This is a genomic window from Streptomyces sp. NBC_01335, assembly GCF_035953295.1.
In the GTDB taxonomy this organism is placed as follows: Bacteria; Actinomycetota; Actinomycetes; order Streptomycetales; family Streptomycetaceae; genus Streptomyces.
Genome location: NZ_CP108370.1, coordinates 3,536,989 through 3,563,956, shown reverse-complemented (window position 1 = coordinate 3,563,956; position 26,968 = coordinate 3,536,989). Strand labels below are relative to the sequence as shown.

General features: G+C 71.8%; 23 protein-coding genes and 1 tRNA gene. 12 read left to right on the top strand and 12 right to left on the bottom strand.

Annotated elements, in window-relative coordinates; all coding sequences use genetic code 11:
• Positions 1-47 precede the first annotated feature (47 nt).
• Positions 48-725, bottom strand: coding sequence for a phosphate signaling complex protein PhoU (gene phoU / locus OG599_RS15290; protein WP_327176532.1), 678 nt, complete (start codon positions 723-725; stop codon positions 48-50).
• A gap of 196 nt (positions 726-921) precedes the next feature.
• On the opposite strand from phoU, the gene OG599_RS15285 reads away from it, so the two are divergent.
• A complete protein-coding gene (locus OG599_RS15285) occupies positions 922-2,184 on the top strand; it encodes a sensor histidine kinase (RefSeq protein WP_327176531.1) in 1,263 nt (420 codons plus the stop codon).
• The gene (locus OG599_RS15280) at positions 2,181-2,861 is read left to right on the top strand and encodes a response regulator transcription factor (RefSeq protein WP_275493488.1); all 681 of its coding nucleotides are present in this window, start codon (positions 2,181-2,183) and stop codon (positions 2,859-2,861) included. Before OG599_RS15285 ends, OG599_RS15280 begins: the two co-directional genes overlap by 4 nt.
• Before the next feature lie 111 nt (positions 2,862-2,972).
• On the opposite strand, the gene OG599_RS15275 is transcribed toward OG599_RS15280, so the two are convergent.
• The gene (locus tag OG599_RS15275; RefSeq protein ID WP_327176530.1) at positions 2,973-3,611 is read right to left on the bottom strand and encodes a DUF461 domain-containing protein; all 639 of its coding nucleotides are present in this window, start codon (positions 3,609-3,611) and stop codon (positions 2,973-2,975) included.
• A 696-nt stretch (positions 3,612-4,307) separates the two neighbouring features.
• Here OG599_RS15275 and OG599_RS15270 point away from each other — a divergent pair.
• From OG599_RS15270 to rlmB, 6 genes are all read left to right on the top strand, one after another.
• Complete coding sequence (locus OG599_RS15270; protein WP_003953493.1) at positions 4,308-4,790, top strand: CarD family transcriptional regulator; 483 nt, start codon at positions 4,308-4,310, stop codon at positions 4,788-4,790.
• A gap of 589 nt (positions 4,791-5,379) precedes the next feature.
• Positions 5,380-6,207 carry a 2-C-methyl-D-erythritol 4-phosphate cytidylyltransferase gene (gene ispD, locus OG599_RS15265; protein WP_327176529.1) on the top strand — a complete coding sequence of 276 codons (828 nt, stop codon included), beginning with the start codon at positions 5,380-5,382 and terminating at the stop codon, positions 6,205-6,207.
• The gene (gene ispF / locus OG599_RS15260; RefSeq protein WP_327176528.1) at positions 6,197-6,712 is read left to right on the top strand and encodes a 2-C-methyl-D-erythritol 2,4-cyclodiphosphate synthase; all 516 of its coding nucleotides are present in this window, start codon (positions 6,197-6,199) and stop codon (positions 6,710-6,712) included. Before ispD ends, ispF begins: the two co-directional genes overlap by 11 nt.
• Positions 6,713-6,902: 190 nt before the next feature.
• A complete protein-coding gene (locus OG599_RS15255) occupies positions 6,903-7,307 on the top strand; it encodes a PPOX class F420-dependent oxidoreductase (protein WP_327176527.1) in 405 nt (134 codons plus the stop codon).
• A 252-nt stretch (positions 7,308-7,559) separates the two neighbouring features.
• Positions 7,560-8,960, top strand: coding sequence for a cysteine--tRNA ligase (cysS, locus tag OG599_RS15250; RefSeq protein WP_327176526.1), 1,401 nt, complete (start codon positions 7,560-7,562; stop codon positions 8,958-8,960).
• 107 nt (positions 8,961-9,067) lie between these two features.
• Positions 9,068-10,024 (top strand): 23S rRNA (guanosine(2251)-2'-O)-methyltransferase RlmB, encoded by a 957-nt coding sequence (rlmB, locus tag OG599_RS15245; protein WP_327176525.1) that lies wholly within the window; start codon positions 9,068-9,070, stop codon positions 10,022-10,024.
• Between the two features lie 107 nt (positions 10,025-10,131).
• Here the strand turns inward: rlmB and OG599_RS15240 are convergent, their stop codons facing one another.
• Genes OG599_RS15240 through OG599_RS15210 form a run of 7 tightly spaced genes read right to left on the bottom strand, consistent with a single transcriptional unit; the run spans position 10,132 to position 16,985 of the window.
• Entirely contained in the window at positions 10,132-11,676 is a 1,545-nt protein-coding gene (locus tag OG599_RS15240) for a glycosyltransferase family 2 protein (protein WP_327176524.1), read from the bottom strand.
• 50 nt (positions 11,677-11,726) lie between these two features.
• Positions 11,727-12,662 carry an ABC transporter permease gene (locus OG599_RS15235; protein WP_327176523.1) on the bottom strand — a complete coding sequence of 312 codons (936 nt, stop codon included), beginning with the start codon at positions 12,660-12,662 and terminating at the stop codon, positions 11,727-11,729.
• Positions 12,646-13,377 (bottom strand): ABC transporter ATP-binding protein, encoded by a 732-nt coding sequence (locus tag OG599_RS15230; RefSeq protein ID WP_327176522.1) that lies wholly within the window; start codon positions 13,375-13,377, stop codon positions 12,646-12,648. The genes OG599_RS15235 and OG599_RS15230 overlap by 17 nt, the downstream gene beginning before the upstream one ends.
• Before the next feature lie 4 nt (positions 13,378-13,381).
• Positions 13,382-14,614, bottom strand: coding sequence for a sulfate adenylyltransferase subunit 1 (locus OG599_RS15225; protein ID WP_327176521.1), 1,233 nt, complete (start codon positions 14,612-14,614; stop codon positions 13,382-13,384).
• A complete protein-coding gene (gene cysD, locus OG599_RS15220) occupies positions 14,615-15,565 on the bottom strand; it encodes a sulfate adenylyltransferase subunit CysD (RefSeq protein ID WP_327176520.1) in 951 nt (316 codons plus the stop codon).
• Positions 15,562-16,236 (bottom strand): adenylyl-sulfate kinase, encoded by a 675-nt coding sequence (gene cysC, locus OG599_RS15215; RefSeq protein ID WP_442809681.1) that lies wholly within the window; start codon positions 16,234-16,236, stop codon positions 15,562-15,564. The genes cysD and cysC overlap by 4 nt, the downstream gene beginning before the upstream one ends.
• On the bottom strand, positions 16,209-16,985 hold the full coding sequence (locus tag OG599_RS15210; RefSeq protein ID WP_327176519.1) for a sulfotransferase family protein: 777 nt from the start codon (positions 16,983-16,985) through the stop codon (positions 16,209-16,211). The genes cysC and OG599_RS15210 overlap by 28 nt, the downstream gene beginning before the upstream one ends.
• Positions 16,986-17,302: 317 nt before the next feature.
• Here OG599_RS15210 and OG599_RS15205 point away from each other — a divergent pair, with 317 nt between their 5' ends.
• Together OG599_RS15205 and OG599_RS15200 are read left to right on the top strand one after the other, a co-directional pair.
• Positions 17,303-18,376 carry a dTDP-glucose 4,6-dehydratase gene (locus OG599_RS15205; RefSeq protein ID WP_442809434.1) on the top strand — a complete coding sequence of 358 codons (1,074 nt, stop codon included), beginning with the start codon at positions 17,303-17,305 and terminating at the stop codon, positions 18,374-18,376.
• A gap of 153 nt (positions 18,377-18,529) precedes the next feature.
• Positions 18,530-20,191, top strand: a complete 1,662-nt coding sequence (locus OG599_RS15200; RefSeq protein WP_327176518.1) for a DoxX family protein — start codon at positions 18,530-18,532, stop codon at positions 20,189-20,191.
• Between the two features lie 151 nt (positions 20,192-20,342).
• On the opposite strand, the gene OG599_RS15195 is transcribed toward OG599_RS15200, so the two are convergent.
• The 3 genes from OG599_RS15195 to OG599_RS15185 all read right to left on the bottom strand — a co-directional run bounded on the left by OG599_RS15195 (position 20,343) and on the right by OG599_RS15185 (position 23,036).
• Positions 20,343-21,059: a nucleotidyltransferase family protein gene (locus OG599_RS15195; protein WP_327180048.1), complete on the bottom strand. Its 717-nt coding sequence runs from the start codon at positions 21,057-21,059 to the stop codon at positions 20,343-20,345.
• Positions 21,060-21,151: 92 nt separating this feature from the next.
• Positions 21,152-21,565, bottom strand: coding sequence for a hypothetical protein (locus OG599_RS15190; RefSeq protein ID WP_327176517.1), 414 nt, complete (start codon positions 21,563-21,565; stop codon positions 21,152-21,154).
• A 334-nt stretch (positions 21,566-21,899) separates the two neighbouring features.
• Complete coding sequence (locus OG599_RS15185) at positions 21,900-23,036, bottom strand: ABC transporter ATP-binding protein (protein ID WP_327176516.1); 1,137 nt, start codon at positions 23,034-23,036, stop codon at positions 21,900-21,902.
• A gap of 213 nt (positions 23,037-23,249) precedes the next feature.
• Between OG599_RS15185 and OG599_RS15180 the strand changes: the two genes are divergently transcribed.
• Positions 23,250-23,324 (top strand) — tRNA-Thr (locus OG599_RS15180).
• Between the two features lie 578 nt (positions 23,325-23,902).
• Positions 23,903-26,920 carry an AfsR/SARP family transcriptional regulator gene (locus OG599_RS15175; RefSeq protein WP_327176515.1) on the top strand — a complete coding sequence of 1,006 codons (3,018 nt, stop codon included), beginning with the start codon at positions 23,903-23,905 and terminating at the stop codon, positions 26,918-26,920.
• Positions 26,921-26,968 lie beyond the last annotated feature (48 nt).

The following is a 26,968-nucleotide window of genomic DNA, read 5'->3' as shown; positions in this document are numbered from 1 at the left end:
TACGGGGGCGTGCGCCCACGCCGACCCGCCCCGTCCGCCCGCTCCGGTTACGCGCCCTCGACCGAGGTCGGGGACTGGAGCTCGTCGGCGTGCTCGCCCGTCACCAGGTAGACGACCCGCTTGGCGACCGAGACCGCGTGGTCGGCGAAGCGCTCGTAGTAGCGGCCGAGCAGGGTCACGTCGACCGCCGTCTCGATGCCGTGCTTCCACCGGTCGTCCATCAGGTGCTGGAAGAGCGCGCGGTGCAGCAGGTCCATCTCGTCGTCGTCCTGCTCCAGCTGGAGGGCGAGGTCGACGTCCTTGGTGATGATCACCTCGGCGGCCTTCGCCATCAGCCGCTGCGCCAGCTGTCCCATCTCCAGGATCGTGGCGTGCAGGTCGTGCGGGACGGCCTTGTCCGGGAAGCGGAGCCGGGCCAGCTTGGCGACGTGCTGGGCGAGGTCGCCCGAGCGCTCCAGGTCGGCGCTCATGCGCAGCGAGGTGACGACGATCCGCAGATCGGTCGCGACCGGCTGCTGCCGGGCGAGGAGGGCGATGGCGCGCGCCTCCAGTTCGTGCTGGAGGTCGTCGACCCTCTGGTCCGCGGCGATGACGGTCTCCGCGAGAGTGAGGTCGGCGTCGAGCATGGCCGTGGTGGCCCGTCCGATCGCCGACCCGACGAGCCGGGCCATCTCGACCAGGTCCTCGCCGATCGAGTCGAGTTCCTCGTGGTAGGCGTCGCGCATGGAAGTCCCTCTCCAGTCCTGGGGGCCGGGGTCTCTGGGTCGAACCCCACGCTCCCACGGTGCGCCCGGAACGCGTCGCGATCGGACCGCAGAAGTGAACCATCCCCATACCCTCGGTGAACTCTGGGCGACGAGTGTTCGAGATGGCACTCGTATGGCTGTGAGGGCGTGCGCATCGACGCATAACCTGGACGACATGGACGTGAACGCGGCGGTCGCCGCAGCAGCCGGGATCGCCGGGTTGTGCACCGGTGTGATCGCGATGCTGGCGTTTCGCTGGAGCGAGCGCGATCTGAAGAAACCGACGCGTGCTTCGGTGCGGCCGGAGACCGCCGCCACCCTGCCTCCCGGGGTGGACACCGTCCTCTCCGTCCTCAGCTCGTCCGCCGTCGTGCTCGACGAGAGCGACGGCGTGGTGAAGGCCAGCTCCGCCGCGTACGCGCTGGGCCTGGTCCGCGGCGGCCGGCTGGCCGTCGACCAGATGCTGCAGATGACCCGGGACACTCGCCGGGACGGCGAGATACGACAGGTGGAACTGGAGCTGCCCCGCCGCGGTACGGGCCGGGGCGACGCGCTCGCCGTCTCCGCCCGGGTCGCCCCGCTGGGCTCCCGGCTGGTGCTGCTGCTGGTCGAGGACCTGACCGAGTCGCGGCGGATAGAGGCGGTACGGCGCGACTTCGTCGCCAACGTCAGCCACGAGCTGAAGACGCCGACCGGCGCGCTCTCCCTGCTGTCGGAGGCGGTCCTGGAGGCGTCCGACGACCGGGAGGCCGTCGAGCGCTTCGCCGGCCGGATGCAGATCGAGGCCACCCGGCTGACCAACCTCGTCCAGGAGCTGATCGACCTCTCCCGGGTCCAGAACGACGACCCGCTGGAGGACGCCGAGCCCGTCCGGGTGGACGAACTCGTCGCCGAGGCCATCGACCGCTGCCGCCAGCCGGCCATGTCGAAGGAGATCACCATGGCCTCCGGCGGGACCAGCGACCTCTCCGTCTGGGGCAACCGCGGACAGCTCGCGGCAGCCCTCGGCAATCTGGTCGAGAACGCCGTCAACTACAGCCCCGCCCGCACCCGTGTCGGCATCGCCGTCCGGCGGATGGCCGGACAGGGCCGGCCCCTGATCGAGCTCTCCGTGACCGACCAGGGCATCGGCATCTCCGAGAAGGACCGGGACCGGGTCTTCGAGCGGTTCTACCGCGTCGACCCGGCCCGCTCACGAGCCACCGGTGGCACGGGCCTCGGGCTCGCCATCGTCAAACATGTGGCCGCCTCGCACGGCGGGGAGGTCACCGTCTGGAGCTCCGAGGGACAGGGCTCCACCTTCACCCTGCGGCTGCCCGAGTCGGGCACCGTACGGGAACGCACCACCGGCGGACCGCTCTTCGTCAACAGTGACGACGAGGGACCGTTCGACACAGCTGCTTTTGAACCCTTTCCTGCCCCGGAGGCCCTTCCGTGACCCGAGTGCTTGTCGTCGAGGATGAGGAATCCTTCAGCGACGTCCTGTCCTACATGCTGCGCAAGGAGGGTTTCGAGGTCGCCGTGGCGGCGACGGGTCCCGACGGTCTCGACGAGTTCGACCGCAACGGCGCCGACCTCGTCCTGCTCGACCTCATGCTGCCGGGCCTGCCCGGTACCGAGGTCTGCCGCCAGCTGCGCAACCGCTCCAACGTCCCGGTGATCATGGTCACCGCCAAGGACAGCGAGATCGACAAGGTGGTCGGTCTGGAGATAGGAGCCGACGACTACGTCACCAAGCCGTTCTCCTCGCGCGAGCTGGTGGCGCGCATCCGCGCGGTGCTGCGCCGCCGCGGCGAGCCGGAGGAGATCACGCCGGCGGCCCTGGAGGCCGGTCCGGTCCGGATGGACGTCGACCGCCACGTGGTCACCGTCTCCGGCGGCAAGGTGGACCTCCCGCTGAAGGAGTTCGACCTGCTGGAGATGCTGCTGCGCAACGCGGGCCGCGTGCTGACCCGCATGCAGCTCATCGACCGGGTGTGGGGCGCCGACTACGTGGGCGACACCAAGACCCTCGACGTGCACGTGAAGCGGCTGCGCGCCAAGATCGAACCCGACCCGGGTGCGCCGCGCTACCTGGTGACGGTCCGCGGCCTGGGCTACAAGTTCGAGCCGTAAGCCGGTGGCCGGCCACCGGGCACACGGATGAGTGAAGGGCGCCTCCCCCGAGGGGAAGGCGCCCTTCACTCGTGTACGCGGCAGGCGCTCAGGTACGAGGCCCGCCCGGGCTCACTCGGCGGCCGGGGACTCGCTGTCCGTCGGGGTCGCGGAGGCGTCGGCGCTCGCGGAGGCGTCCGGCGAGGCGGAGGCGTCCGGGGAGGCCGAGGCGTCGGGGCTCGCGGCGGAGGTCGGCAGCGCGCTCGGTCCGAAGCCCTCGAAGAAGGAGACGGAGGGCACGACGGTGGCGCCCAGCGCGATGTCGCCGCTGTCGCTGAGGCGGAAGACGACCTGCTCGACGTTGCCGTTCCGAGTGGCCTGGCGGCCGTTCTCGATGACGGCGGAGGCGTTGCCCTCGCCGCCGAGGACGATCTTGCCGCCGGCCGGCACCACGAGCGGCCCGTCGCCCTTGGCGGCGTGCAGCTTCACCTCGGTGCTGGACCGGGGCAGCGTGACGGCTTCAAGCGTCTCGTCCTCGGTGCCCTGGTTGAAGAGGGCGCCGGTGACCACGGCGGGGCCCTCGGCGTCGTGGTCGGGCTGCGTGACGACGTTCACGTTCTGGATCTTGATGTCGCCGACCGAGGTGGCGGCATTGTCCGGCCTGACCTGGAGCGTTGCTGCGTCGTTGCCCGCGGCGCACGCGGACAGCGAGGCGATGGAGATCACGAGGGCAGTGGCGGCGAGAGCGCCGTGTCGAAGGCTGCGGCTCACGGCGGCGGCAACTCCTTGAACGTTCGGACTGCGGACTACGGACGTTGTGCGCAGGTGCACTGCACGACCGCGCAGGGCGGCGAGACCGAGTGACGTAAAGCCGCCCTAAGGGTGTGTCAGCGGCCTTAGGCTACCGAGCCGCCGCTCACGCCTCGCACCCGACCCGCCCCTTTGCGCCGCGGCTCTTCGCCGGGACCCGGGGCGGGCCGCCCCGGGTCCCGGCGAAGAGCCGCGCCCGGACCGTCCCACCTGCGGGCGGTTCCGGTACGTCGGTCACCGCCCGACATCCGCTGTTCACAAAACGCGAATGATCCATTTTCCCGGCGGTGGCGCATTCGTCGGGGGAAAAGGCGTGAGGACGGTTGTCAGGGGCGGCTTGATCAATTTCAATGGGCCGCGAAACTTCTGTCGATCGTGTGATCGATCTCCGAACGCGCGGAAGAAACTGCGGCTTCGCGAATCCGGCAAAACGGGACCTTTAACCCGTTCGGACAGGCTTCCCGGGTGCGGGAACGGCGCGTTTCCGGTCGGTCGTACAACGGCTCCGACCTGCGAATACCCTCTCCGCGAAGCCCCGCGCAGCACGTTCCGGATGCTGTTGTCAAGCCCCGAGATATGCCCTGACCTGCGAAAACGCCATTCAGGAGTAGCGGTTCTCGTGTTACCCTGGATAGCCACGGAAGGGGTACCTGTCACATGACGTTCAAGGTTGGCGACACCGTGGTCTATCCCCATCACGGGGCCGCGCTGATCGAGGCTATCGAAACTCGCCAGATCAAAGGCGTGGACAAGACCTACTTGGTGCTCAAGGTCGCCCAGGGCGACTTGACGGTTCGTGTGCCGGCGGACAATGCGGAGTTCGTAGGCGTGCGCGACGTGGTCGGGCAGGACGGGCTGGACCGGGTCTTCGAGGTGCTGCGCGCACCGTATGCCGAAGAGCCGACGAACTGGTCCCGTCGCTACAAGGCAAATCTGGAGAAGCTCGCCTCTGGCGATGTCATCAAGGTCGCCGAAGTGGTGCGCGACCTGTGGCGTCGTGAGCGCGAGCGCGGACTCTCCGCCGGAGAAAAGCGCATGCTCGCCAAGGCCCGCCAGATCCTGGTGAGTGAGCTCGCTCTCGCGGAAAACACGAACGAGGACAAGGCCGAAGCCCTGCTCGACGAGGTTCTCGCGTCCTGAACCGGCTCACACCGGTTGTACGAATATGCCGCGGTCCCCGCTGACCTGCCGTTTTCAACGGCACGTCTCCGGGCGCCGCGGCACGTTCGCGTTCTGGGCGGGTTCGCGTTCCGGGCAGGGTTCGCCCTTCACGCGTCGCCCTTCATGCGCCGGGCCGTCGACTTCCCGCCGCCCCACCGACTTCCGGTGCCGGTGCGGCGGGTTTCCGATGCGGCGGAACCCACCGCACCGGATTCACCGCATACGGGGGGCCGGACACCTGGGCACCCGGCACTTTTCAAGATTCTTTTTCGGCCACCCGGATGCGGCTGAATTCGGCCGGATACCGGGTGGTGGTCGCGCCGGCCCCGGAGCGTCCCGTGCTCCCCGGCGGCTGCCGCGGATTACGCGACAGCCCTTGTGCGGCTAGCGTCCCCCTCGGCCGGTCAACGCACCGGCCGCCCCGCGCCGCCGCCACGACTCGCTCGACCGGGTCACGGAAGGGGTCCGGACCGAGGCGGGCCGTTGTACGGCGGCTCGCTTGGGGCCCTACCCACGTCGGCCGTGGCAACAAACCTGCCGAAGCTTCGGAGTGCAACCGATGTCACCCATGTCACCGCCCGACGTGTCGCCGCCCGACGGGCTGCCGGGCCCGTCGGGCGCGCCGGCGCCCGCCGAACCCGCCGCGACCGGCGGTCCGGCCGGGCCGCCCCGTACCGCCGTCGTCATCCCGGCGGCCGGCCGGGGGGTCCGGCTCGGCCCCGGCGCGCCCAAGGCGTTGCGCACCCTGAGCGGCACACCCATGCTGGTCCACGCCGTGCGGGCGATGGCCGCCTCGCGCGCCGTCTCGCTCGTCGTGGTGGTCGCCCCGCCGGACGGTGCCGCCGAGGTGAAGAACCTCCTCGGCACGCACGCCCTGCCCGAGCGCACCGACTACGTGGTGGTGCCCGGCGGCGAGACCCGCCAGGAGTCCGTCCGCCTCGGCCTTCAGGCGCTGCCCGAGGACGTGGCCACGGTCCTGGTGCACGACGCGGCCCGCCCGCTGGTGCCGGTCGACACCGTGGACGCGGTCATCGAGGCGGTACGCGGCGGCGCCCCGGCCGTGGTGCCCGCGGTGCCGCTCGCCGACACGGTCAAGGAGGTCGGGCCCCCGGCGGCCCCGGGCGGCCCGGAGCCGGTGCTCTCGACCCCCGTACGGGCCAGGCTGCGCGCGGTGCAGACCCCGCAGGGCTTCGACCGGGACACCCTGGTGCGGGCGCACGCGACCGTGGTGTTCGGCGGCGAGGGCGCCACCGACGACGCGGGCATGGTGGAACGTCTCGGCGAGCCCGTCGTCGTGGTGCCCGGCCACGAAGAGGCGTTCAAGGTGACCCGGCCGCTCGATCTCGTGCTGGCCGAGGCGGTACTCGCACGCCGGAGGGCGAACGATGGCTTCTGAACCCCGTCCCGTCACCGAACCCCGCCCCGTGATCCCGCTCGTCGGGATCGGGACCGACATCCACGCCTTCGAGGAGGGCCGCGAGCTCTGGTGCGCGGGCCTGAAGTGGGAGGGCGAGGGCCCCGGCCTGGCCGGACACTCCGACGCGGACGTCGTCGCGCACGCCGCCTGCAACGCCCTCTTCTCCGCCGCCGGCCTCGGTGACCTGGGGCAGCACTTCGGCACCGGCCGCCCCGAGTGGTCCGGCGCCTCCGGCGTGACGCTGCTGGCCGAGGCGGCCCGGATCGTGCGGGCGGCCGGGTTCGAGATCGGCAACGTCGCCGTCCAGGTGGTCGGGGTACGGCCGAAGATCGGCAAGCGGCGCGAGGAGGCCCAGCAGGTGCTCTCGGCCGTGGTCGGCGCGCCCGTCTCGCTCTCCGCCGCCACCTCGGACGGCCTCGGCTTCACCGGCCGGGGCGAGGGCATCGCCGGGATCGCCACCGCGCTGGTGTACCGCGCCCCCTGAGGCCGCCAGCCCGGGCCCGCCGCCGCACGGCCGCGGGCCCGGGCGGGTCCGTGCGGCGGCCGCGCGCGCTTTCACCCGATCGGCGGGGCCGGTGCGGGAAGGAACGGGTCGGTCGCGTGGTTGGAGGGTAGGAGACGCAGGTCACTCACCGTCACAGTCCGTCACCGCCATGCGCAGGAGGATGTAGGTCATGACCGCCGCACTTTCCGATGAGCTCAAGAACCTGCTGGACAAGCCCGTCTTCGTCAACGTCGCCACCATCCAGCCGGACGGCAGCCCGCAGGTGTCGCCCGTGTGGGTGGCGCGGGACGGGGACGACGTGCTGATCTCCACCACGGTCGGCCGCCGCAAGGAGAAGAGCCTGCGCCGCGACCCCCGGGTGACCGTCCTGCTCCAGCCGTTCGACGCGCCGTACTCGTACGCCGAGATCCGCGGCGAGGCGACCCTGTCCACCGAGGGCGGCCAGGAGTTGATCGACCAGCTGTCACGGAAGTACACCGGCAAGGGGTACGCGGACTTCAACCCGGACTCGGTGAACGACGCCGAGCGGGTGGTCGTGCGGATCACCCCGCGCAAGGTGGTCGGCCGCATCTGACGGGCCGGGCCGCGGGCGGCTGAAAAGAGCGGTCCGCGAGGGTCGCCCGGCGGTGACGCCTCCGCCCGTGCCGGAAAGTCTTTTCCGCGCGGGCGGGCGGCTTCGTCGCACCCGTCCCACGCGCCCCACCTGCACCCCGTGCCCCGTAACGGCACCACCGAAGTGCCCTCCCGGGGGCCGTATAGCAGAAAAGTTACCCCGCGACTGCGCAGAGGTCGCGGGGCACTGGTGTCGGCCTACTACCCTTGAGGCGTGACTATTCGCCTGTACGACACCAGCGCCCGGCAGATCCGTGACTTCGTCCCGCTCACCGCGGGCTGTGTCTCGATCTACCTCTGTGGCGCTACCGTCCAGGCCGCACCGCACATCGGGCACATCCGTTCCGGCCTGAACTTCGACATCATGCGCCGCTGGTTCGCGTACCGCGGCTACGACGTGACGTTCGTCCGGAACGTCACGGACATCGACGACAAGATCATCCGGAAGTCCGAGGAGCAGGGCCGCCCCTGGTGGTCGATCGGGTACGAGAACGAGCGCGCGTTCAACGACGGTTACGACGCGCTCGGCTGCCTGCCGCCCACCTACGAGCCCCGCGCCACCGGCCACATCACCGAGATGATCGAGATGATGCGCGGCCTCATCGAGCGTGGCCACGCCTACGCGTCGGACGGCAACGTCTACTTCGACGTGCGCTCGTTCCCCGGCTACCTGGAGCTCTCCAACCAGAACCTCGACGATCTGCGCCAGCCGTCCGGCGAGGGCGAGACCGGCAAGCGCGACCAGCGCGACTTCGCCATGTGGAAGTCGGCGAAGCCGGGCGAGCCGAGCTGGGAGACCCCCTGGGGCCGCGGCCGGCCGGGCTGGCACCTGGAGTGCTCCGCGATGGCGCACAAGTACCTCGGCACCGCCTTCGACATCCACGGCGGCGGCATCGACCTGATCTTCCCGCACCACGAGAACGAGATCGCCCAGTCCAAGGCGTTCGGCGACACCTTCGCCAAGTACTGGGTGCACAACGGCTGGGTCACCATGGCCGGCGAGAAGATGTCGAAGTCGCTGGGCAACTCCGTGCTGGTCAGCGAGATGGTCAAGGCGTGGCGGCCGATCGTGCTCCGCTACTACCTCGGCAGCGCGCACTACCGCTCGATGATCGAGTACAGCGAGGCGTCCCTGCGTGAGGCGGAGTCCGCGTTCGCGCGGATCGAGGGCTTCGCGCAGCGGGTCACCGAGAAGACGGGCAAGACGGTCGAGGCCGCCCCCGAGGTGCCGCCGGCCTTCGCCGAGGCGATGGACGACGACCTGGGCGTCCCGCAGGCGCTCGCGATCGTCCACACCACCGTCCGGCAGGGCAACTCCGCGCTCGCCGCCGACGACAAGGAAGCCGCGATCGCCCGCCTCGCCGAGGTCCGGGCCATGCTCGGCGTCCTCGGCCTGGACCCGCTCGACCCGCACTGGGCGGGCGAGAGCGACCGGGGCGAGGACCTGCACGGCGTCGTCGACACGCTCGTCCGGCTCGTGCTGGACCAGCGGCAGGGTGCCCGCGAGCGCAAGGACTGGGCGGCGGCGGACGCGATCCGCGACCAGTTGAACCAGTCCGGGCTGGTCATCGAGGACAGCGCGAGCGGTCCCCGGTGGTCGCTGGGACCGCGCTGAGCACCGCTCCTCGCACCGCGTCCAGAGGCGCGAATGTGCCGCCCGGCCGTCCGGGCGGCACACTTTCACTTGTAGAAGCATTTCTGAAGCAACGAAACAGGTAGGTCATGGCCGGGAACAGCCAGCGCAGGAACCGCCGCACGTCCAACAAGAAGGGCGCGCAGGTCGGCAGCGGTGGGCAGCGACGCCGTGGCCTCGAAGGAAAGGGCCCGACGCCGCCCGCCTCCGCCCGCAAGGGACACAAGAAGAACCGCGTCGCGAACGCGGCGGCCAAGCAGGCCGCGGCCCGTCGCCCCGCCCCGCGGCGCGGCGGCGTCAAGGGCACCTCGGAGATGGTCGTCGGCCGCAACCCGGTCTTCGAGGCGCTGCGCGACGGCGTCCCCGCGGTGACGCTCTACGTCCAGCAGTTCATCGACAACGACGAGCGGGTCCGTGACGCGCTCAAGCTCGCCGCCGACCGGGGCAACATCAACCTCATGGAGGCCCCGCGCCCCGAGCTGGACCGGATGACGAACGGCCTGAACCACCAGGGCCTCGTCCTCCAGGTCCCGCCGTACGAGTACGCGCACCCCGAGGACCTGACCGCCGCCGCGTACGACAACGGCGAGGACCCGCTGATCGTGGCGCTCGACGGGGTCACCGACCCGCGCAACCTGGGTGCGATCGTCCGGTCCGTTTCGGCGTTCGGCGGCCACGGTGTGGTCGTCCCCGAGCGGCGTGCGGCCGGCATGACGGCGGGCGCCTGGAAGTCGTCGGCCGGTACGGCCGCGCGCACCCCGGTCTCCCGGGTCACCAACCTGACCCGCGCGCTGGAGGGCTACCAGAAGGCGGGCCTCACGGTCGTCGGTCTGGCCGCCGACGGTGAGCACACCGTCGAGGACCTGGAGCAGCTGTCCGGTCCGGTCGTCATCGTGATCGGCAGCGAGGGCAAGGGCCTCGGCCGCCTCGTCGGCGAGACCTGCGACTACCGCGTCCGCATCTCGATGCCGGGTGGCGCCGAGTCGCTGAACGCCGGTGTCGCGGCCGGCATCGTGCTGTACGAGGTGGCCCGCCGCCGCGCGTAAGCGCCCCTGACCACCGGCCCGGTACCACGCGCCCGGGTCGGTACGTACGACGAACGGCCCCAGGACATGTCCTGGGGCCGTTTCTCGTGGGCTCTCGCGCGCCGCCCTCAGACCAGGGCGCGCAGCCGGGCCAGCAGGGCCGCCGCCCGGCGCCGGGCCGCCCGCTTCAGGCGGAGCACCGTGACGGGGCGGGCGGGCGGGGTGGCGAGCACGGGCGGGGCGCCGTCCGTGGCGATGAGGAGGCTGAGCGGCAGCGGGGCGTCGCGCTGCCAGCCGCAGCTGCTGATGCGCACCTTGAGGTCCCAGGTACCGGCGTTGCGGCCCGAGTTGAGGGTGTCGGGGGCGAGGCGGGCGACGGTGGTGTGGACGGTCCGGAAGCCGCCCGGGGTGCCCGGGGCGGGGACCCGGGTGAGGCTGGTCTTCGAGGGGACGAAGAACTCCTCGGCGCCGCCCCTGCGGCGGGCCAGCACGTCCATCCTGGCGTTCCTGAGCGCCTTGGTGACGTCCAGCGCCTCGGCCGGGATGCCGGGGACGGGCACGGCCAGCACGTCGGCCCCGTCCGCGCGGTGGGTGAAGGTGAGCGGGGCGCCGCCGGAGAGCAGCTCGCCGGTGGCGGTGATCTCCTCGGTGGACGGTGCGGAGACGGTGGCCCTGGCGCGTACCGCCGACTCCCACCGGGCGAGTTCGCGTACGGCGTCGATCCGGTCCTGGACGAGGAGCTCGGCCGCCGCGCGCTGGCGGGCGGGCAGCCCGGCGGCGACCCCGGGGCCGAACCGCTCGGCGACCAGGGACCGGGCCTCGCGGAAGAAGTCGGCGCGCCACTGTTCGGGGGCGTCCAGGAACCGTTTCCCGCTGAGCCGCTCCACCGTCTCGACCCGGAGCCACCGCCGGTGCAGCCGGTCGCGGACGGGTCCCGGGTCGGTGTGGGCGTCGACGATGTCGAGCGCCTCGCGGAGGTTGCCGAAGTACCCGGCGGGGTCGAAGGTGCGGAACCCCGCGTTGGAGAGGTCGGGGCGGGCCACGTGGTAGTAGCAGACGTAGTCGGAGAGGACCGAGATCCGCCGGGCCGCGAAGTAGGCGGCCATCACGAAGACGTGGTCCTCCAGCCGGCGTCTGCCCTCGGGGAAGCGCAGCCCGTGTTCCAGCAGGAAGGACCGGCGGAACATCTTGTGCGGGGTGAGGCTGTCGACGAGCGCGCTCTTCTCCGGGCGGGCGTCGGGGAGGTTCTTGCGGAACAGCTCCCGGGGGACGCCCCGGCCCCGGCCCGCCATCCGGCCCACCACGATGTCGGAGCCGTTCTCCTCGGCGTACGCGTACAGCCGTTGCAGGGCCTCGGTGCCGAACCAGTCGTCGTTGTCGGCGAACTGGACGTAGCGGCCCCGGGCGCGCTCGATCCCCAGGTTGCGGGGGCGCGAGGGCCAGCCGGAGTTGGGTATGTGCACCACCTCGAAGTGCGCGTGCTCCGCCGCGAGCCGGTCGAGGCGCTCCGCGGTGCCGTCGGTCGATCCGTCGTCCACGAAGATCACCTCGAACTCGCCCGGGGCCATCGTCTGGCGCAGCAGCGAGTCGGTCAACTCGTCCATGTGCGGGCCCGGGTTGTAGACGGGGACGACGACGCTGACCTTCGGCGGAGGGGAGGAGGCCGGGCTCATGGGCGTGCCTTTCGAGGCGTGCGGACGTACACGGGAGCGGAGTTGATGGCTCAGGGCTGGGCGGGGAGCAGGCCGCGGGCGCGCAGCACCCGGCGTTCCACCGGCGTGAAGAGGGCGGACTCCATCACGACGCCGACGGTGAGGACGAGGAGGACGGCGGCGAGCACGAGCGCGGTGTCGTCGTTCTCCTTGCCGGAGTTGAGGAGCCGGCCGACCCCGGGCAGCGGGGTCGCGGTGATCAGCTCCGCCGTCATCAGCGCCCGCCAGCCGAAGGTCCAGCCCTGCCGGAGCGCGGCGACCAGACCCGGCAGCGCGGCCGGCAGCAGGATGTGCCGGACGAGAGCAGGCCCGGTGGCGCCCAGCGACCGCCCGGCCCGCAGCAGCAGCGGCGGGATCTGGCCGAGCGCCCCGGCCACGCCGAGCGCCACGGACGGTACGGCTCCGAGCAGCACCACCGCGTACACCGCCGCCTCGGACTCGCCGAAGACGATGACCCCGAGCGGGACGAGACCGGCGGCAGGGAGCGACTGGAGCGCCGAGAGGACCGGGGCGAGCGCCCCGCGTGCGGCGCGCACCCGGTGGACCAGCAGCCCGAGGAGGGTGCCGAGCACCACGGAGACCGCGAACCCCGCCACCGTACGCAGCAGGCTGTGGCCGAGCGCCGGCCACAGGGTGCCGTCCCGCCGCGCGTCGCCCAGGGACGAGGCGACGGCGGCGGGGGAGGGGAGGGTGGCGGAGAGGCCGAGCCCGTACGCGCCCTGCCAGAGCAGCAGCAGGGCGAGGACGGAGAGGGCCGGGGCGGTCACCGTGGTGCGGAGGCGGGCGGCCCACCGCCGGGCGGGGCCTCCGGGCGCCGGGTGGCCCGCGGAGGCGGTCTCCAGCCGGTCCAGGCCCTCGGTGAACGCGGCGGTCCGGTCCGTTCGCTCCCTCCGGTCCGTTCGCTCCTTCTGGTCGGTCTGCTCCTTCTGATCAGTGGGCGGGGGCATGGCGCCGGACCTCCTCCCGGAGCCGGGCGGTGATGGTCGCGCTGTCGGTTCCGGGGCCACCGGCCCGCCAGCTGTGGGCGATCCGGCCGGGGCGCGAGGAGAGCAGCACGATGCGGGTGGCCAGCCGGACGGCCTCGGACACCTGGTGGGTGACGAACACGACGGTGAGCCCGCGCGCCTCACGGACGTCGAGCAGGACCTCGTGGAGCACCTCGCGGGTGATCGCGTCGAGCGCGGCGAACGGCTCGTCCATCAGGAGGACGCGGCTGCCCTGCGCGAGCGCGCGGGCCAGCGCGACGCGTTGCCGCATGCCGCCGGAGAGCTCGTGCACGGGCCGGTCGTACGCGTCCGGGAGCCGCACCAGGGCGAGCAGCCGACGGGCCTCCGCCTCGCGGCCGTCCTTCGGCGAACCGCCGAAGCGCAGGGCGAGTTCGACGTTGCCGCCGGCGGTGAGCCAGGGGAAGAGCGCGTGTTCCTGGAACATCAGCGCGGGGCGCGGCGAGGGCAGCGACACCGTGCCCGAAGTGGGGTGCTCCAGCCCGCCGAAGAGGCCCAGCAGGGTGGACTTCCCGGAGCCGGACGCGCCCAGCACGCAGAGGAACTCGCCCTGCTCGACGGTGAGATCGACCCGGTCGAGCACCGGTGGTTCGCCGGGCCGGTAGGTGTGCGTGACCTGACTCAGGGCGAGGACCGGTGCGCGGTCCGGGGTCGGCACGCGATCACCGGACCATGCCCGCGGTCAGCGTGGCGCCGTCAGCGGGGTCGATGAGGAGGAAGGAGCCGGTGCGGCGGGAGGCGGCGTAGGCGTCGGCGGCGACCGGTTCGGCCGTGCGGAGGCGTATCCGGCCCAGCTCGTTGGTGGTGAGGCCGGAGTCGGGCCGGCCGGGCAGGTCCTGGACGATCGCCTTGACCGTACGGGTGGTGTGCCGGAGCAGCACCCGGTCGCCGACGCGCAGGGGCCGGTCGTGCAGATGGCAGACGTCCGCGTCCAGGCTCCGGGTGAGCGCGGGCGCCTCGGCCACCGGGGCGATGAGGTCGCCCCGGCCGATGTCGAGGTCGTCGGCGAGGCGTACGGAGACCGAGTCCAGGGCGTACGCGGCGTCGACGGGTTCGCCGAGCCGGTCGACGGCGGTGACCGTGGAGGTGACCCCGGAGGGGAGCACCACCACCGCGTCACCGGTGCGCAGCTCGCCGGTGGCCAACTGGCCCGCGTAACGGCGGTCGTCGCCGTGCCGGATGACGTACTGCACGGGGAGCCGGGCCGGACGGTCCGCCTCCGCGTCGTCGGCGCGGACGGTCTCCAGATGGTCGAGGAGCGTGGGGCCCGCGTACCAGTCCATGTGCGCGGAGCGGTCCACGACGTTGTCGCCGGTCAGCGCGGAGACCGGGATGGCGGTGAACCCGCCGAGCGGATGGTCGAGTTCGGCGGCGCACCGGGCGAACTCCTCGGTGATCCGCAGGAACTCCTCCTCCGACCAGTCGACGAGGTCCATCTTGTTGACGGCGAGGACGACGTGGGGGACGCGGAGGAGTGCGGCGACGGCGGCGTGGCGGCGGGTCTGTTCGACGACGCCGTTGCGGGCGTCGACGAGGACGACGGCGAGTTCGGCGGTGGAGGCGCCGGTGACCATGTTGCGGGTGTACTGCACGTGGCCGGGGGTGTCGGCGAGGATGAACCGGCGCCGGGGGGTGGCGAAGTAGCGGTAGGCGACGTCGATGGTGATGCCCTGCTCGCGTTCGGCGCGCAGGCCGTCGGTGAGGAGGGCGAGGTCGGGGGTGTCCTGGCCGCGGTTGCGGGAGGCGTGTTCGACGGCTTCGAGCTGGTCGGTGAGGACCGACTTGGAGTCGTGGAGGAGGCGGCCGACGAGGGTGGACTTGCCGTCGTCGACGGAGCCGGCGGTGGCGAAGCGCAGCAGCGTGGTCTCTGCCAACGGCTGTGTGGTGGTGGTCATTTAGAAGTACCCCTCGCGCTTGCGGTCTTCCATCGCGGCTTCGCTCATCTTGTCGTCGGCGCGGGTGGCGCCGCGTTCGGTGAGGCGGGAGGCGGCGATTTCGGTGATGACGGCGTCGAGGGTGGTGGCGTCGGAGTCGACGGCTCCGGTGCAGGACATGTCGCCCACGGTGCGGTAGCGCACGAGGCGGGTCTGGGTGGGTTCGGTGTCCTTGGGGCCGCCCCAGTCGCCGGCGGTGAGCCACATGCCGTCGCGGTTGAAGACCTCGCGGTGGTGGGCGAAGTAGATGGCGGGGAGCTCGATGTGTTCGCGCTGGATGTACTGCCAGACGTCGAGTTCGGTCCAGTTGGAGATCGGGAAGACGCGGACGTGTTCGCCGGGGGCGTGGCGGCCGTTGTAGAGCTGCCAGAGTTCGGGGCGCTGGCGGCGGGGGTCCCACTGGGAGAACTCGTCGCGCAGGGAGAAGACGCGTTCCTTGGCGCGGGCCTTCTCCTCGTCGCGGCGTCCGCCGCCGAAGACGGCGTCGAAGCGGTGGTGCTGGATGGCTTCGGTGAGGGGGATGGTCTGGAGGGGGTTGCGGGTGCCGTCGGGGCGTTCGCGCAGGGTGCCGGCGTCGATGTACTCCTGGACGGAGGCGATGTGCAGGCGCAGCCCGCGGGCGGCCACCGTGCGGTCGCGGTAGTCGAGGACCTCGGGGAAGTTGTGGCCGGTGTCGACGTGCAGGAGGGTGAAGGGGATCGGTGCGGGGGCGAAGGCCTTCAGCGCGAGGTGGAGCATCACGATGGAGTCCTTGCCGCCGGAGAAGAGGATCACCGGCCGCTCGAACTCCCCCGCCACCTCACGGAAGATGTGCACCGCCTCCGACTCCAACGAGTCCAGGTGCGAGCGCGCCGGGGGCGTGGAGGCTTCCCGGGTGCGACGGGCCGTGGGGGGCGTGAGGGTGTGGTTCATGCGGGGTCCTCCCCGTCGTGCGGGACAGGGACGCCGTGGCGTTCCGGTCCGTCGCGCAGTTCGTCGAGCGGTCCGGCAGGCTGCCCGTCGTGCGGTCCGTCGTACGGTCCGCCGAGCAGGTCCAGGACGTCCTGGGTCGATTCGGCCACCGTCCGGCGGTGGGCGGCGATCCGCAGATCGGGCGACTCGGGCGCCTCGTACGGGTCGTCCACGCCGGTGAGCCCGCTGATCTCGCCCGCCGCCTGCTGGGCGTACAGCCCCTTCACGTCGCGTACCGCGCAGACCTCCACCGGGGTCGCGACATGGACCTCCAGATAGCGGGTGCCGCTCTTCGCGTGCCGGGCGCGGACCGCCTCGCGGCTGTCGGCGTACGGGGCGATGACGGGGACGACGGCGACGACGCCGTTGCGGGCGAGGACCTCGGCGACCAGCCCGATCCGCTGGACGTTGGTGTTCCGGTCCTCGCGGGAGAAGCCGAGCCCGGCCGAGAGGAACGTACGGATCTCGTCGCCGTCCAGCACCTCGACCCGGCGGCCCGCCGCGCGCAGCCGCTCCTCGACCGCGCGGGCCAGGGTGCTCTTGCCGGAGCTGGGCAGGCCGGTCAGCCAGACGGTGGCGCCGCCGGAGGGGATGCGGCAGGGGCTCAGCACGGGTACCCCCAGGCGCGGGATATCTCGCGCAGGCGTGCGGGGACTTCCTCTGCGGAGGGCAGCGGGCGGGCCTGCTGGATTTTGCCGGACTTGATGTTGTCGCTCCAGTCCCCGATGAATGCCTGGAAAGGGCCGTGGTCCTGTTTTCCGTAATTCAGCATTTCCGGGGTCCATGGGACACCGATGAATTCGCAGATTTCCTTGGTGATGCCGGCGGGGTCCTCCGTCAATTCCTCGTACCGCACGGTGAGGCCCGGCAGCGCGGCGCGCGCCTCGTGGACGGCGTCCACGTAGGTCTTCACCTCGGAGACGGTCGCTTCGAGGTCGCGGTCGGGGCGGCCGTTGACGAGCGAGGTCACCATCGAGGCCGGGTGGCGCAGCAGGAAGACGAACCGGGCGTCGGGCCAGGCCTCGTGGAGCCGCCGCCAGATGAGGGCGTTGCCGGGCGTCTTGTCGACGATGACGTCCTTGCCGCTGTGCATCAGCTCGCGGTGGAGCACCCGGTCCCAGAGCAGATGTTCGAGTTCGGCCTGGTCGAGGCCGAGCTTGTCCATCGCCTTCTCGCTGTACGCCTTCTGCAGCCGCACCTCCAGGGTGCGCAGATGCATCTCGTGGGGTGCGCGCACCGAGGGGTGGCTGTTGAGCAGCACCCGCAGCAGGGTGGAGCCGGACCGCACCGAGGAGATGACGAAGACGGGGTCGGGAACCAGCCGTGCGCCGCGGGGAGCGGGCCGTGCGGGTGCCGGTCGTCGGGTGGTCGCCGCGCCCACGCGGTTCCTCAGGGCGCGCAACGTCCGGCGGGCCCGGCGGCCGGCCGCCCTCACCCGTGGGTCGTGCTGGAGCATTCGGTTCGTACCTCCTCGTGGATGCGGCATTCCGCACTGCGTACCCCGAGTTTTATTACGGCTTCATGAAATGGGCGTGATTCGAAACTGTGCCGGTGGTGAGATCTTGCTGAGAGATTGATGAGAAAGAGGGCTGTGTTACGGTCGCCGACGTGCGGAGAGAGATAATTCCAGGAATGAATTTCCGGAACGCACCGGGCACCCCTGTGTCGTCGGGAGACCCTGTGCCACCGGGGATCCCTGTGCAGTCGGGCATCCCGGTGCCGCCGGACGGTGGCGGGGAGCGCCGGGCCTCCGGCGGCCCGACCCGTCTCCTCGTCACCGGCGGCGCGGGTTTCGTCGGCTCCGCGTACGTACGCCATGTCCTCGGCCCGGAAGGACCCGGCGACGTGACCGTGACCGTCCTGGACAAGCTGACCCACGCGGGCACCCTGACCAACCTCACGACCGTGCTCGCCGATCCGCGGTTCGGGTTCGTGCACGGGGACGTCTGCGACCCGGCGGTCGCCGCCCGGCTGGCCGGCCGGCACGACGAGATCGTGCACTTCGCGGCCGAGACGCAGGTGGACCGGTCGGTGGACGGTACGGCGGTCTTCGTGGCGACCAACGTGCTCGGTACGCAGACCCTCGCGGAGGCCGCCCTGCGCGGCGGGGTCCGCAGGTTCGTCCACATCTCCACCGACGAGGTGTACGGCCCCGGGGGCGCGGGCCCCCGCGCCGAGGAGGCCCCGCTCGCCCCCGACTCCCCGTACTCCGCGTCGAAGGCGTCCGCCGACCTGATCGCGCTGGCCCACCACCGCACCCACGGCCTGGACGTCCGCGTGGTGCGGGCCGCCGGGACGTACGGCCCGCACCAGTTCCCCGAGCACACCGTGCCGTCCCTGGTCACCCGGCTGCTGGGCGGACTCGACGTGGTGCTCGGGGACGGGGACGGTGGGGGCGGGGACGAGGGCGCCCGGGTGCGCGACTGGCTGCACGTCGAGGACCACTGCCGGGGCATCGAACTCGCCCGGACCCGGGGCCGCCCCGGCCGCACCTACAACCTCGGCGGTGGAGCGGAACTGAGCGAGGAGCAGCTGACCGGACTCCTGGCGGAGCTGTGCGGCGCCCTCCCGGCCCGTACCGAAGAGGCGGGCCGCCCGGCCGGGAAGCCCGTGGCCCCCCGTACCGAAGAGGTCCCGGCGGCCGGCGCCGCCTGGTCGCGCGCCCGCACGGAACTGGGCTACCGGCCGCGCCGCGCGCTCCCCGAAGGGCTCGCCGAGACCACCGCCTGGTACCGGGAGAACCGTGCCTGGTGGGAACCGCTCACCTCCTGAGCCGGCGGGCGGCCGAGCCTGCCGATACGGGGACGAACGGGGTATGTGGGGCGCGCGGTGAACCGGAACGGTGCACGGCACACGCGGTGTTGACGGTTCTCGGACACATAGACGAGGTCAAGGCAGTGTCCTAACGTCACGTCACTCGGTTAGATGAGTGTGGACACCAGAACGCCTCGGTTCGACGATCAACCCGCCCTGAGCATGACCAAGGTGGACAGCGACCCCGCGCAGGTCATCGTCAACCACGCCAGCTTCCGGGTGCAGCTTCCCCCGGGCCAGCGCGCACGGCTGCGGGGTCCGGCTCCGGTCGGCGCCGCACGCGTCCCGGCGATGAGTGGGGCCGGGGGGCGCAGGCGGGCCCCGGTCGTCTGGAGCGGGAGGTCGGAGCCGGGCGATCCGGGGGCGTCGGGCCTGCTCCAGGCCGTACGCAACTCCTCCACCGGCCATAGCCCCTCCGGTGCCACCCAGCTCATCCCGCGCCTGGACGAGACGCAGCCCAACCCGGTGCTGCCCACCCCGCAACGCGCGGGCGGCGGCCCGCTCCTCCCGCCGATGCGGCAGGCGGTCGGCGCGTACGACGGGGCCGGCCCCGCGTACGACGGCTTCGAACGGTACGACGAGAAGTTCGGCAACGGCCGCTACGGCGACGACAAGTCCGGCGCCGAGGGGTACGACGACCGGTACGCAGACGACGGGTACGACGACCCGGACGAAGGCCCCGAGGCCCGCGAACGGCGGACCTCCGGCGACTCCGTCCGGCACGCCTACTACCCGGGCCGCCGGATGAACCTCGGCGTCGTCCTCTTCCCGCTCCGCGTGTTCCTCGGCTTCATCTCCATCTACGCGGGCATGGGCAAGCTCTGCGACCCCGTCTTCTTCGACGGCGGCGAACGCGGCTCCATGGTCAAGTGGCTCAACTCGCTCCACCCGTGGGCGGCGGCCGAGCCGCTGCGCGAGGCCGCCCTCTCGCACCCGGTCGGCGCGGGCCTCACCGTCGCCTTCCTCCAGGTCATCGTCGGTGTGCTCACCGTCCTCGGCCTCTGGCAGCGGGTCGCCGCCGCCTTCGGCGCGCTGCTCTCCGCCGCGCTGCTGGTCACCGTCAGCTGGCACACCGTCGCCGTCTACGACGCCCCGGACATCATCTTCCTCGCCGCCTGGAGCCCGCTCGTCATCGCGGGCGCCCCGGTCTACTCGGTCGACGCCCGCCTGGCCGGCGAGGCGTGGCGCCGGCTCGGCCCGCGCTCCGAGCTCTGGGAGCTCCGCAGCCGGGTGCTGCGGCGCGGCTCGGTCCTGGCGAGCGTGATCGTCGGACTCACGCTGCTCGTCGGCTCCGTGCTGGGCGGCGCGGTCCGGTCCACCCAGGTCGTGACCGTACCCGGCCCGAACGAGAAGCCGACCAACCAGCTGCCCGGCATGCCGCTCCCGGAGGAGACCCCGGTGAAGCCCAAGGCGCCGAAGAAGAAGGCCCCGGAGCGCACCCCCGTACCGTCCCGCTCCGTCGCCCCGCCGGCCCCGTCCGCCGAGCGCACCGCCCCGAGCACCGAGGCCACCGCCGGACAGGCCACCACCGGTACGGACGCCGAGCCCAGCGCGACGCAGGGCACCGTCCAGGCCCCCCCGCAGCAGGAGACGTCTCCGCAGGCACCCCCGTCCGCCAGCTCCTCCGGCCCGTCCTCCTCCGGTGCCACCACCGGCGGCGACGGAGGAGGCGCCACCGGCGGGGACACCTCGGACCCGTCCGACGGCGACACCGGCTCCGCCGACTCGACCTCAGGCGGCGGCCGGAACCCGCTCGGGGGGCTCCTCGGCTGACGAGCAGCGGTTCGGTAGTAACGCTGAAGAGGTCCCACCGACGGCTGTCGGTGGGACCTCTTGCTGTGTGTGTACGGGTGGGACCTCTTGCTGTGCGCGTGGGGCGGCCTTACTCCTCAGCCGGGCTGCGCGCTCAGCCGGAGTGCGTGCCTCAGCCCGCCTGTGCCCCGAGTTCCTTGGCGGCCTCGGTCAGGTCCTTCGCCGTGTCGATCGCCCGCCAGTAGGCGCCCTGCGGCAGCGGGTACCCGGCGAGCAGGCGCTCGCGGGCCAGCCGCGGGAAGGTGGTCCGCTCGTGGTCGCCCCGGTCGGGCAGCAGCCCCGTGAAAGCGGGGGAGAACACGTACACACCGGCGTTGATCAGATACGGCGACGGCGGCGACTCGATGAAGTCGGTGATGTGCCCGAACGCGTCCGTCTCCACGGCACCCCACGGAATGCGCGGCCGGGCCAGGGCGAGGGTGGCCGTGGCGTCGCGCTCCGCGTGGAACGCGGCCATCTCGCGCAGCGAGAAGCGGGTCCAGATGTCGCCGTTCGTGGCGTACCAGGGCTGCTCCGGATCGGGCAGCCGGGCGGCGGCGTACTTCAGCCCACCGCCACGCCCCAGGGGCTCGTTCTCGACGACCGTCGTCACGTTCAGCGGGAGGACGGCCGAATCCAGCCACTCCTGGAGCACCTCGGCGAGATGGCCGCAGGAGATCACGACGTCGGTGACGCCCTCGGCGGCCAGCCAGGAAAGCTGATGGCCGATGATCGGGGTCCCGGTGCCCGGGATCTCGACCATCGGCTTGGGACGGTCATCGGTGTACGGGCGCAGTCGCGACCCCTGGCCACCGGCCAGGACCACGGCCTGCGTCGGATACGTATGCAGCATGGCAGGCACGATATGCCGTGCCTGCCATGTCTGCCGGTCGCGTTCGGTCGGACTGCGGTCAACCGGACCGAGGGCCGACCGGAGTGCGTTCAGCTGAACTGTGCGACGCCCGAGGCGAACGACGTGTCGCAGACCGGTCGCGAGAAGCGGTGCGCGCGCGTCGGACCGTACTGCTCGACGGCCGCCTTGCCGAGCGCCTTGGCGATCGACATGCAGTGGCGGGCCAGTGAAGGCTTCTGCTCGACCGCACGCTGAAGGTCCGTCAGGGCGACGCCCGGGTCCTTCTCCTTGAGTTCGACGAGCAGCTTCTCGCGCAGGATGTCCTGCGGCGCGAGAGGCTTGGCCTTCTGCGACACGGTCGCCGAGGCGGTGGTCAGCAGCTGGGTGTCCGTGTTCGGCGCTGACCACGGCACGCGGGTGACCGCGAGCGTCCCGGACAGGACCATGACGACGGGCAGGACGAAGGCGAGGGTACGGCCGATTCGGCGCGCGGTGTGGGTCACGCAGCGAGCGTAGCGGTCCGTGACGAGTCGGCGACCTTCCGTCACTCTCGCGGGGGAGAGTTCGAGCGCCCTTTTCGAATCGGAGGTTGACGGGGGAGGGGGAATTGCCCCGACTGGAGCCGGTATTCGCCGCTCGCGCCGGTCCCGTCCCTCAAACCCTGTCGGGGGCGGCGTGCGTGATCCCGCGGGGTGGCACGTGGGGGCTCGTGGGGTGGCGTGCGGGGTGGGGGTGGCCCGTGTACGACGACGGTCCCGCCTCCTCGGAAGGAGACGGGACCGTCGGTGTGTTCAGCTGCCCGGGCGGTCAGGCGCCCGTGCGGTGGTGCGGTGTCGATCAGGCGGTGAGGCGCTCGCCGGTCGAGGTCGCGAAGACGTGCAGCTCGTCCGGGCGCGGGACGACGTGCAGCTTCGTGCCCTTCTCCGGGACGGCGCGGCCGCCGACGCGGACCACGAGGTCCTTGTGCTGGCCGCCGACCTCGGCACCGCCGTAGACGAAGCCGTCGGCGCCGAGCTCCTCGACCACGTTGACCGAGACGGCGAGGCCGGCCGGGGCGTCGGAGGAGGCCTTGGAGAGGCCGGTCGCGGCGGCGCCACCGTGCTCGACGATGTCGAAGTGCTCCGGGCGGATGCCGACCGTGACGGTGGTGTCACCGCGGTTCGCGGCGGCGGTGAGCGCCTCGCGGGAGACCGGGACGACGCTGTTGCCGAACTTCACGCCGCCGTCGGTGATCGGGACCTCGATCAGGTTCATCGCGGGGGAGCCGATGAAGCCGGCGACGAAGAGGTTCGCCGGGCGGTCGTACATGTTGCGCGGCGAGTCGACCTGCTGGAGCAGACCGTCCTTGAGGACCGCGACACGGTCACCCATGGTGAGGGCCTCGACCTGGTCGTGCGTGACGTACACGGTCGTGATGCCGAGGCGGCGCTGCAGCGAGGCGATCTGCGTACGGGTGGAGACACGGAGCTTGGCGTCGAGGTTCGACAGCGGCTCGTCCATGAGGAAGACCTGCGGCTCACGCACGATGGCGCGGCCCATCGCGACACGCTGACGCTGACCACCGGAGAGCGCCTTCGGCTTGCGGTCCAGGTAGTCGGTGAGGTCCAGCATCTTGGCGGCCTCTTCGACCTTCGCCCGGATGTCGGTCTTGTTCACACCGGCGATCTTGAGCGCGAAGCCCATGTTGTCCGCGACGGTCATGTGCGGGTACAGCGCGTAGTTCTGGAACACCATGGCGATGTCCCGGTCCTTCGGCGGCAGGTGCGTGACGTCGCGGTCACCGATGCGGATGGCGCCGGCGTTGACGTCCTCGAGACCCGCGAGCATGCGCAGGGAGGTCGACTTGCCACAACCGGAGGGACCGACGAGGACGAGGAACTCGCCGTCCGCGATGTCGATCTCGAGCTGGTCCACCGCGGGCTTCGTGGAGCCGGGGTAGATGCGGGACGCCTTGTCGAACGTGACACTGGCCATGCGGATGCTTCTCCTTCACCGGCAGGAACGTGCCGGACGATCCGAGTAACGGAGTGATCTGGTCCACTCGGGTGAACCCGCTGCGACGCTACCTGGCGTTTTGCGTTCTGTCTGTAGTCCAGGCCACGTGAATTTCACGTCCTGGACACACGCCGCATTGGTTACACTGCACGGGCACGCGCCGGGCCCCGCGCAGGGGCCGCGCCCGCGCTCGCCTCCTTAGCTCAGTCCGGCCAGAGCAACGCACTTGTAATGCGTAGGTCGTCGGTTCGAATCCGACAGGGGGCTCACCGTGAACCCCAGGTCGCAGCTCTTGTGACCTGGGGTTTTGTTCTTTTCGAGATCAATGTCCAACGGCGGGGCACTTCTCTCGGCGCACCATGGTCGCCCCCGGTGGACAACCGGTGGACAGCCGTGCGTGAGGCTCCGTCAGGTGAGTGCCACCGCCCTTGGCGCCGACAGGTGAGATCCACAGGTCTCCGACGGGTCTGTCGGAGGCGTCGAGCTGTCCGGTCCTCACACCTTTCCCGTCCCACACCTTTCCCGCCCCACGGATCAAGCAGATCGGGCACGGAAGGGCGGGCTGCCGAAGTCGACGGTGTCGACGCGTCCGCCGCCGGTGGTGCCGGCCGGGAAACGCGGTTGGCATCCGGTCGGCGGGGCTTACGGGGTGCCAGTCAACTGGGCTGGGGGGTGAGAAGGGTCACCCAGGAGGGGTCTGACCCTCCCGGAATGAGCCTCTTACATTGGTGCACGTCATGTGAATCCCCAGGTGGGAAGGCATTCGAAGGCGCGGGAGTCGTGCGCGTCGGAGCCTTTGTGGGGGAGCCGTGGCGACGGGGCGATCCAGGGAACGGGTAGGCGACATGGCGCAGGAGACGGTGAGTTTCGCCGTGCTGGGCTCGCTTGAGGTCCGGGTCGGCGAGCGCCGGCTGCGGCTCGGCGGGTCCGTACTGCCCCGTGTCCTGACGACTCTGCTGCTCAGTCCCGGCCAGATGCTGCCGGTGGCCCGGCTCGTCGAGGCGGTCTGGGGGGAGAACCCACCGTCCACAGCTGCCCACCAGGTACGCAAGGCCATCGGTGACCTGCGCCAGCGCATCCCGGGCGGCTCAGCGGTTTTCGTCACGGACGGGCCCGGCTACCGGGCGGACATCCCGCCCGGAGAGCTGGACATCAGCCTGTTCTCCCTGCGGTTGCAGCGGGCACGCGAGGCCCTCGGTGCCCGCATGACGGCGGAGGCCGCCGAGCAGCTGCGTACGGCACTCGGCCTGTGGCGCGGTCCGGCCCCCGACGCGGAGAGCAGCGGGCCTCTCATCGCGGCCGGCTACGCCGTGCTGGAGGAGCGCCGCCTCGCCGCCATCGGCCAGCTCGTCGATCTGCGTCTCGACCTCGGTGAGCACCAGGAACTCGTCGGCGACCTGATGGAGCTGGTCGCCCAGCATCCGCTGCGGGAGAGTCTCCGAGGGCAGCTGATGCTCGCCCTGTACCGGTCGGGACGGCAGGCGGAGGCGCTCGGCGAGTACACCGCGCTGCGCGAGATCCTCGTGGAGGAACTGGGGGTCGATCCGGGACGGCAGCTCGGCAGCTTGTACGAGGCGATCCTGCACGGGCGCCCCGAACTGCAGGCCGCACCGCGTACGGCCGGGCACGAGAATCCGTCGGGTCCGGAACCGGCCGCGCCCGACGAGTACGCGGCCCCCTGCACGCTGCCGCACGACCTCACCGGCTACGCCGGCCGTGAGCGAGAGCTGGACCTGCTGCTCGGCACGGCCGACGACACCCGACGGCTGCGGATCGTCGCCGTCGACGGCATGGGCGGCAGCGGCAAGACCTCCCTCGTGGTCCGGGCCGCGCACCGGCTCGCGGATGCCTATCCGGACGGGCGGCTCCACACCGATCTGCGCGGGTTCTCACCGAGCCAGGAGCCCCGCGACCCCGGCATCGTGATCGCCGCGCTGCTGCGCACCCTGGGCGTGCCCGACGAGCGGATTCCCGAGGACCTGGACGGGCGCGTCGCCCTGTGGCGCTCCGCCCTGTCCGGCCGTCGGGTCCTGCTCGTCCTCGACAACGCGGCGGACGCGGCACAGGTCCGACCGCTCCTCCCGGCGTCGGCGGGCTGCCTCGTGCTGATCACCAGCCGCAGCCGGATGAGCGAACTCGACGGCTCGGAGTCGGTGAGCCTGGACGTTCTGCCCCCGGCCGACTCCCTCGCTCTGCTCCGGGCCGCGCTCGGGGAGGAGCGCGCCAGGACCGAGTCGGCGGAGATGGAACGGCTCGCCGAGCTCTGCGGACACCTCCCGCTGGCGCTGTGCGTCGCGGCGGCCCGGCTGCGCAGCCGGGCGCGCTGGACGGTGCGCTATCTGGTGGACCGGCTCGCCGACGAGTCCCGGCGCCTGGACGAACTGCGCTCGGGGGACCGCAGCGTCGAGGCCACGCTGCGGCTCTCCTACCAGGCCATGGGAGTGGAGCACCGCACGATGCTGCGGCTGCTCGCGATCCATCCCGGCACGGACTTCGACGTCCCCGCGGCGGCGGCGCTGCTCGGCCTGGAGCGGGCGGACGCGGAGGACGTGCTGGAGCAGTTCCTCGACGTCCATCTCCTGGAGCAGCACGAGATGGACCGCTACGCCTTCCACGACCTGGTCCGCCGGTTCGCGCGGCGGCTGCCGCCCGAGGGGGACGAGACGGCGGCCTTCGCCCGGCTGCTCGACCACGGACTGGCCGTGACGGACGAGGCATGCCGCGTCCTGTTCCCCTCGCGGGGCGCCGACCCGCTGCGGGGCTCCCCGTCCGCCGCGCCGCCGGCGGTCATGACGCCCAAGCTGGCGGCCGCGGTCTTCGACCGGGAACACAGCACGCTGCTCGCGCTCGTGCGGCACGCGGTGGCCGAGGAGGGGTTCGACGAGCAGGCCGTCCCGCTCGCCCGGAATCTCGTGTTCTACCTCGACATGCGCAGCTACCTGCCGCAGTACGAGGAGACCGCCGCCCTCGCCGCCACCGCCGCACGGCGGCTGAACAACCTGCCGGCGTTGCGCAACTGCCTGAACAACCTGTCGGTCGCGCAGTGGAAGGCGGGCCGGTTCACCGAGGGGATCGCCACGGTCGCCGAGGCGCTCGCCATCGCCGAGGAGCTGGACGACCGGCGCGACATGGCGGTCAGCCTCAACTCGCTCGGCCTGCTGAACAGTTCCCTGGGCCGTCTCGCGGCGGCCAAGGAATGCCTGGAACGCGCGGTGGAGTTGTTCCAAGGCTCAGCCGCCGGCCGTCAGGAGGGCTACGCCCACAGCAACCTCAGTTCCGTGTACTCCTACCTCGGACGGCACCAGGACGCGGCGGCGGCCGCAGAACGGGCCGTCCAGCTCAGCTGCCGCTACGGAGCGGAGAGCGAAGGGGTGACCGCGCTGACCGACCTGGCCATCGCCCAGCTCTCCCTGAACGAGACGGCTCAGGCGCACGCCACCATCTCCCGGGCACTGAGCCTCGGGGACGAGAGACGCACGCCCGAGGACCTCGCTCTGGCGTTCGCCGTCGCCTCGGACATCCACCAGCGCCTGGGCGACCACCGGCGGAGCTCGGATTGCGCCGAGCGCTCGCTGGAGCTGATCAGGTCCGAGGGCACCGCCATCCGCCGGCCGGCGGTGGAGAACATCCTGGGCAACGTCCACGGCCGCCGGGGCAGCCACTACCGCGCCCTCGCTCTGCACCGGGACGCCTACCGCCACGCCCAGGTCATCGGATTCCGGGTGGAAGCGGCCCACGCGCTGCGCGGACTGGCCACGGCCGAGGCCGCGCTGGGCGACGCCGAATCGGCCCGCGTCCACCGGGAGCAGGCCGACGAACTCTGCACGAGGATGGGCATCCCCTTCGACCGTTACGCCGCCTGAGGGGCAGGCCCGGCCGACGTGGTCCGGGCCGGCCCCTCAGACGGCGTC